Here is a 6734-nt window from a genome sequence, read left to right on the forward strand (position 1 = left end):
GCAGGGCCTTCAGGGGGGAACTTCAGTGTGGCAGGCGCGTCAACTCGACTGCGGCGTGCCGGGCACGGGCTTCTTCACCGGAGGGAAGTGCCCGCCACGGGACGGCTGATAGACGGTCGTCTGCTGGCCCTTCTGCGCGGCCGGCTGATTCGCCCGGAGTTCCTCTTGGGAGATCGACTTACGGAACGCCATGATGGCGGTCTCCTGTCTCTTCATGGGATGGGTGGAACCGGGGCGTGGCCGCGCTCTCTTGGCGGATGGAGCGGCCCGCCCCGGGGCTTTGTGGGTCAGCGGCGCTGGCGTTCACGCCGCTGCTGTACCGGGCACGTGTCGGGGTGCTCGACCTCGCGCGGGTTGCAGCACTGGCAGTGCTTGCAGTGGGCGCTGAGCCTCTTCCCGCAGGCGTCACACATGGAGGTCTCCTTCATGGGTCAGCGGCCCCAGCAGTTCGCCAGGACCAGCGCGAGCAGAAACAACACACCGAGGCACGAGCCCTTCGGCAGGAACCGGTCGCCGCGCGCCTCCGAATGCACGCGCCGAACTCCGTCCCCCGACGCCGATCTGAGGCCGCCGTGCATCGTGTGCCGGTGCTCGATCAACTCGTCCTCGGCGTCCGCTTCGCGGGCACGTCTCTCCGGAGACACGGCATCGCAGCCGAAGCAGAAGTACTCGAACGGCATCGCGGTTCCTCCGGAGACGAGGGGGTAGACGGGCCGTCTCCCAGACGGGAGACGACAGGTAGACGTGCAGGTCAGACGGGCGGAGACGGGGCGGGAGACGCGACCGTCTCGGCGGGCGGGGAGAGGGCTTCGAGATCGGCCTTGAGGACCCCACGGGTGGGGGTACCGGCCACCTTCACCTTGGGCTGGACGGGGACCCCCAGGGCCTCCAAATGCACGCGCAAATCAGCCACCGTGCGGCCCTCCCACTGGCCGTGCTCCTGGAGGTGCGCGAGGACCGTCCGCAGGTGCACCCCGTGGGCCTCCCCGATGAGGCCGAGGAGGAGCTGCCGGACGACCTCCCGTTCGCCGCCGACGGGGACCGTCGCGGCGGAGGTCTGGGTCTGCCTGCCGAGGGTGCGGCGCTCGATGGCTGCGATGGCCCGTTCGAGGTGCTCACGGGGGACGAAGAGGAGCACGGCGAGCAGCCAGACGAGGATGACGCCGGCCGCGATCCAGCCGCCGTAGAAGCCGATGGCCCAGACAGCGACGGCGTGCACGGCCCACGCCGGGCCGGTCCCGAAGCGGGATGCGATCCAGGAGCCGGGGCCGAGGAGGCCGGTGAGGACCGGGCCGCGCGCGACGGCCGGCTGCTCCTGCCCGGTCGCCTCCTCCGGCTCCTCGTCGGCCGTCTCGACGAAGTCCTCCTCGACGGCTTCCGGCTCGGGTTCGGGGCGCTCTTTGCGCAGGCTGAAGTAGCTCATGCGAGGTTCGTCCCGAGGTTCGTGATCGCGTCGGACAGGTACGCCCACGTGCCGCCCGCACCTGCGGCGACATACCAGAAGCCGATACCGAGCAGGCCGACCTGCTTGGTGGTGAGCCGCTTGAACAGGATGAAGATCGCCAGGGAGAGGGCGAGCGCAGGCATCGTCACCCCGGGCACGAACCCGTTGACCGTGGCAATCAGGCTCCCGACCAGGTCCGGCACCAGCTTGAAGATCCCCCCGGCCGCCTTGTACGCGGACCCGGCGAGCATCGACAAGATCAGGGTGGGCCACCAGCCGAGCGGCTTCAGCTTGCCGCCGCCGGGGATGCCGACGAGGAGCAGCACGGTGAGGACGACGGCCAGGCCGACGGTGCCGAGGTTGCCGAACACGCTGTTCACGAAGGGTCCTTAAGGGTGGTAGCCGGTGCCGTACAGCAGCACCCCGGCGACGACGGAGGAGACGGGAATTGCGGCGGTCCAGGCGGCGAGCCACACCCAGCCGCGGGAGCGCCGGTACAGGGCGACGACAACCGTGCCGAGCCCGTAGAGGGCGAACGCGGAGGGGCTCAGCCAGTGGCCGTTCGCGTACCAGGCGGCGGTGTCGGTGCCCCAGTCGACCCAGCCGAGACGCCATCCGGCGAGGGCTGCGGTGGCGTGGTATCCGAGCCATTTGACCCGGTGTGGGATGCGCTGCCAGGCATCGAGGAGGGACTGGCGGGGAGCGGGAGGCCGGATATCGAAGGCGGTGCGCGGAGTGTCCGGGCTGGGCTTCCGCTTGCGGCGCTTCGGCGGCTTGACCGCGGCGATGGGCGTGGGTCGCCGAGGTCGCCTCCCGCGACGCCGCCTCCCGCGCCCGCGAGCGGTACGACGAGCGCGTCGTCGACCGCCGCCGCCACCTCTGACCTCCCTCCGCTCACGAAAAGGATCCACACCATGCAGAACATGAACCACTGGATCGGGGGGAAGCCCGTCGAGGGCGCCTCCGGCCGCTTCGGCCCGGTCTACAACCCCGCCACGGGCGCCCAGGAGAAGCAGGTGCCCTTCGCCTCCGTGGACGAGGTGGACGCCGCCGTCGCCTCCGCGAAGGCCGCCTTCGAGAGCTGGGGGACCGCCTCGCTGGCCAAGCGCACGAGCGTCCTCTTCAAGTACCGCGAGCTGCTCGACGCGCACCGCGACGAGATCGCCGAGCTGATCACCGCCGAGCACGGCAAGGTGCACTCCGACGCGCTCGGCGAGGTCGCCCGGGGCATGGAGATCGTCGAACTCGCCTGTTCCGTACCGCAGTTGGTGAAGGGCGAGCTGTCCACGCAGGTCTCCACGCGCGTCGACGTGGCCGCGATCCGCCAGCCGCTCGGTGTCGTCGCGGGCATCACGCCGTTCAACTTCCCGGCCATGGTGCCGATGTGGATGTTCCCGCTGGCCATCGCCTGCGGCAACACCTTCGTGCTCAAGCCGAGCGAGAAGGACCCCTCCGCCTCCTACCGGCTGGCCGAACTCGCCTCCGAGGCGGGCCTCCCGGACGGTGTGCTCAACGTCGTGCAGGGCGACAAGGTCGCCGTGGACCGCCTCCTGGAGCACCCGGACATCACGGCCGTCTCCTTCGTGGGCTCCACGCCCATCGCCAAGTACATCCAGCTCAAGGGCATCGAGCACGGCAAGCGCGTACAGGCACTCGGCGGCGCCAAGAACCACATGCTGGTTCTCCCCGACGCCGACCTGGACTTCGCCGCCGACCAGGCCATCAACGCCGCCTACGGCTCGGCCGGCGAGCGCTGCATGGCCGTGTCCGTCGTCGTCGCCGTCGGCGACACCGGCGACGAGCTCGTCGACAAGATCGCCGAGCGGGCCAAGGGCCTGAAGATCGGCCCCGGCAGCGACGCGGCCAGCGAGATGGGCCCGCTCATCACCCGCGAGCACCGCGACAAGGTCGCCTCGTACGTGACGGGCGCGGCCGCCCAGGGCGCCGAGGTCGTCGTCGACGGCACCGGCTTCACCGTCCCGGGCCACGAGGACGGCTTCTTCATCGGTGTCTCGCTCCTCGACAAGGTGCCGGTCACCGCGGACGCGTACAAGGACGAGATCTTCGGCCCGGTGCTGTGCGTGGTCCGTGCCGAGACGTACGACGAGGCCATCGCGCTGATCAACAGCTCCCGCTGGGGCAACGGCACCGCGATCTTCACCCGGGACGGCGGCGCGGCCCGCCGCTTCCAGCTGGAGGTCCAGGCCGGCATGGTCGGCGTCAACGTGCCGATCCCCGTGCCCGTCGGCTACCACTCGTTCGGCGGCTGGAAGGACTCCCTTTTCGGGGACCATCACATCTACGGCAACGACGGCATCGCCTTCTACACCCAGGGCAAGGTCATCACCACCCGCTGGCCCGACCCGGCCGACGGCGGCGGTATCAACCTCGGTTTCCCCAGCAACTCCTGACGGAAGCCACACCCGAAGGAGGCCGTGCCCGACCCGGGCACGGCCTCACCGAAGCCGTCCGGGGTACCCGCGCGACACGATCGAGAGCCACGTACCGACGGACATGTTAAGGGAGGGGCTCCGTGGCAGAGACCGAAACCGCACGTCCGGCGAACGCCGCAGCGTTCGACAGTCTTGAGGTCGCCCTGGACCGGGGCAGCCCGATCCCGCTCTACTACCAGCTCGCCCAGCAACTGGAGTCCGCGATCGAGCACGGGGCGCTCGCCCCGGGCAACCTGCTGGGCAACGAGGTGGACATCGCCGCCCGGCTCGGCCTGTCCCGGCCGACCGTCCGCCAGGCCATCCAGTCCCTGGTGGAAAAGGGCCTGCTGGTGCGCCGCCGGGGCATCGGCACCCAGGTGGTGCACAGCCAGGTCAGACGTTCGCTGGAACTGAGCAGCCTCTACGACGACCTGGCGGCCGCCGGGCAGAACCCCGCCACCCGGGTGCTGCGCAACGAGATCGAGTCGGCCTCGCCGGAGGTCGCCGCGGCCCTCGGCATCCCCGAGGGCCGGGACGTCATCGTGCTCGAAAGGCTGCGCTCCACCTACGGCGAACCCGTGGCACACCTGTGCAACTACCTGCCCGCCACGCTCCTCGAACTGGACACCGAGCGGCTGGAGGAGACCGGCCTCTACCGGATGCTGCGGGCCGCCGGAATCACCCTGCACAGCGCCCGTCAGACCGTGGGCGCCCGCTGCGCCACCGCCGAAGAGGGGACCCTGCTCGACGAGCCGGAGGGAGCCGCGCTGCTCACCATGTGCCGCACGGCCTACGACGACACCGGGCGGGCCGTAGAGTACGGGACCCACGTCTACCGCGCCGCGCGCTACACGTTCGACTTCCAGCTGCTCGTACGCCCCTGATCGGGTCCGGCTGCCGGGGTCGGAAGGCGGCCGCGGCGGTACGTTGGGCCCGTATCGCGCGAGTGCACGGAGCGTGGCGTACGGGAACGGACCACTCCCCGGGACGGAGGGGGTCGCAGTGGCGACGAGCGAGGAGAGCGGCGTGGCGCGGCGGCGGTTCGACATGGCGGACGCCGCGGTGGTGCTGCTCGACGCGCGCATGGCGGTGGCCGGCTGGACCGGCGACGCCGAGCGGCTCTTCGGCTATCGCCGGGCCGAGGTCGTCGGCCGGGCCGCCGCCGATCTGCTGATGCCCGAGGACGCCTCGCGCCTGCCCGACCTGACCCGCCGCTGCGGCCGCAACGGCGGCTGGACCGGGCTCCTCGCCGTACGTCACCGCGACGGGCACCCCGTCGTCACGACGGTGCGGGTCGTCCCGGCCGTGGAGGCCGCGGAGGGCCCGCCGCGCTGGGTGGTCCTGGCCGCCGACTCGACCGGCACCGCGGGCTGGGACATGAGCCGCACGGTGCTGGAGCTGCTGGCCTCGCACTCGCCCATCGGCATAGCGATCGTCGACGCGGACCTGCGGTACGTGTGGTCGAACGCCGCCCTGGAGCAGTTCGGCGGCGGACCCGCGCACCGGCGGATCGGCAAACGGCTCGCGGACATCCAGCCGGGCCTCAACGCCCAGGCCCTGGAGGCCGTGATGCGCCAGGTCCTGGAGACCGGCGAGGCCGTCGTCGGCTACGAACACATCGGTACGGTCCGCTCGGCGCCGCACCGGGACACCGCCCACGCGATGTCCTTCACCCGCCTCGACGACGACCACGGCAACCCGATCGGCGTGTACTACACCGTCGTGGACGTCACCGAGCGCTACCGGGCCCGCGAACGCCTCGCCCTCCTGGACCGGGCGGGCAAGCGCCTCGGCCGCACCCTGGACGTCGTGCGCACCGCCCAGGAGCTGGCCGACGTGGCGGTGCCGGAACTCGCCGACTTCGTCACCGTGGATCTGCTGGAGACCGTCCTCGAAGGGGGCGAACCCGTCGCCGGGCCGCTCAGCGGGACGGACGCGATGCCGCTGCGCCGGGCCGGCCACCAGTCGGTGAACGAAGGCGTCCCCGAGGCCGTCGTCGAGATCGGCGAAGTGGCCGCCTACCTGCCCGAAGCACCCCCCATCCGCGCGCTGACCGGCGGCACCTCCTGGATCGAGGAGCGGCTCGACCCACTGGCCCCGGAGTGGGCCACGGGCATCGCCGGAGACCGGGCCGCCACCTTCCTCGACCTCGGCCTGCACACCGCGATGATCGTGCCGGTACGGGCCCGCGGCACCATGCTCGGGATCACCACGTTCTTCCGGCGCCACCGGCAGGACCCCTTCGACCAGGACGACCTGGGCCTGGCCGAGGAGGTCGTCGGCCGCGCCGCCCTGTGCCTCGACAACGCCCGCCGCTACACCCGCGAGCGCGACGCGGCCCTCGTACTGCAGCGCCACCTGCTGCCGCACCGGCTCCCCGAGCAGGACGCGATGGAGGTCGCCGCCTGCTACCGGCCGGCCGACGAGCTGACCGGACTCGGCGGCGACTGGTTCGACGTCATCCCGCTGTCGGGCGCACGCGTCGCCCTGGTGGTCGGCGACGTCGTCGGCCACGGCATCGAGGCCGCCGCGGCCATGGGCCGGCTGAGGGCCGCCGTACAGACCCTCGCCGACCTGGACCTGCCGCCCGAGGAGGTGCTCGCCCACCTCGACGACCTGGTCGACCGGGCCGGATACGAGGACGACCCCGAGGCCGCCCCGCGCGCCGACGGCGTACGGGCGAAGGGAGCCAGCTGCCTGTACGCGGTGTACGACCCGGTCGGCGGCCGGTGTTCCATGGCCGCCGCGGGCCACGGTCTGCCCGCGATCGTCGCCCCGGACGGCACGGTCGACTTCCCCGAGCTGCCGCCGGGACCCGCGCTCGGCGTGAGCGGCCCGCCCTTCGAGTCGGTCGAACT

General features: G+C 71.7%; 9 protein-coding genes. 3 read left to right on the forward strand and 6 right to left on the reverse strand.

Annotation, left to right across the window (positions count from 1 at the left end; all coding sequences use genetic code 11):
* Positions 1-39: 39 nt before the first annotated feature.
* The 6 genes from O3Q52_RS17610 to O3Q52_RS17635 all read right to left on the reverse strand — a co-directional run bounded on the left by O3Q52_RS17610 (position 40) and on the right by O3Q52_RS17635 (position 2355).
* On the reverse strand, positions 40-216 hold the full coding sequence (locus O3Q52_RS17610; protein WP_269649736.1) for a hypothetical protein: 177 nt from the start codon (positions 214-216) through the stop codon (positions 40-42).
* Positions 217-287: 71 nt separating this feature from the next.
* On the reverse strand, positions 288-413 hold the full coding sequence (locus O3Q52_RS17615; RefSeq protein ID WP_269649737.1) for a hypothetical protein: 126 nt from the start codon (positions 411-413) through the stop codon (positions 288-290).
* 18 nt (positions 414-431) lie between these two features.
* A complete protein-coding gene (locus tag O3Q52_RS17620) occupies positions 432-680 on the reverse strand; it encodes a hypothetical protein (protein ID WP_269649738.1) in 249 nt (82 codons plus the stop codon).
* A gap of 71 nt (positions 681-751) precedes the next feature.
* A complete protein-coding gene (locus tag O3Q52_RS17625; protein ID WP_269649739.1) occupies positions 752-1423 on the reverse strand; it encodes a hypothetical protein in 672 nt (223 codons plus the stop codon).
* Positions 1420-1824, reverse strand: a complete 405-nt coding sequence (locus O3Q52_RS17630) for a hypothetical protein (protein WP_269649740.1) — start codon at positions 1822-1824, stop codon at positions 1420-1422. Before O3Q52_RS17630 ends, O3Q52_RS17625 begins: the two co-directional genes overlap by 4 nt.
* Positions 1825-1833: 9 nt before the next feature.
* Positions 1834-2355 carry a hypothetical protein gene (locus tag O3Q52_RS17635; protein ID WP_269649741.1) on the reverse strand — a complete coding sequence of 174 codons (522 nt, stop codon included), beginning with the start codon at positions 2353-2355 and terminating at the stop codon, positions 1834-1836.
* A 3-nt stretch (positions 2356-2358) separates the two neighbouring features.
* On the opposite strand from O3Q52_RS17635, the gene O3Q52_RS17640 reads away from it, so the two are divergent.
* The 3 genes from O3Q52_RS17640 to O3Q52_RS17650 form a co-directional block, all read left to right on the forward strand.
* Complete coding sequence (locus O3Q52_RS17640) at positions 2359-3855, forward strand: CoA-acylating methylmalonate-semialdehyde dehydrogenase (protein ID WP_269649742.1); 1497 nt, start codon at positions 2359-2361, stop codon at positions 3853-3855.
* Positions 3856-3977: 122 nt separating this feature from the next.
* Positions 3978-4760, forward strand: coding sequence for a GntR family transcriptional regulator (locus O3Q52_RS17645; RefSeq protein WP_269649743.1), 783 nt, complete (start codon positions 3978-3980; stop codon positions 4758-4760).
* A gap of 118 nt (positions 4761-4878) precedes the next feature.
* Positions 4879-6734 (forward strand): SpoIIE family protein phosphatase (locus tag O3Q52_RS17650; RefSeq protein WP_269649744.1); only part of this gene is annotated, 1856 nt, incomplete at its 3' end.

Source organism: Streptomyces sp. ActVer, assembly GCF_027270795.1.
Lineage (GTDB): Bacteria > Actinomycetota > Actinomycetes > Streptomycetales > Streptomycetaceae > Streptomyces > Streptomyces umbrinus_A.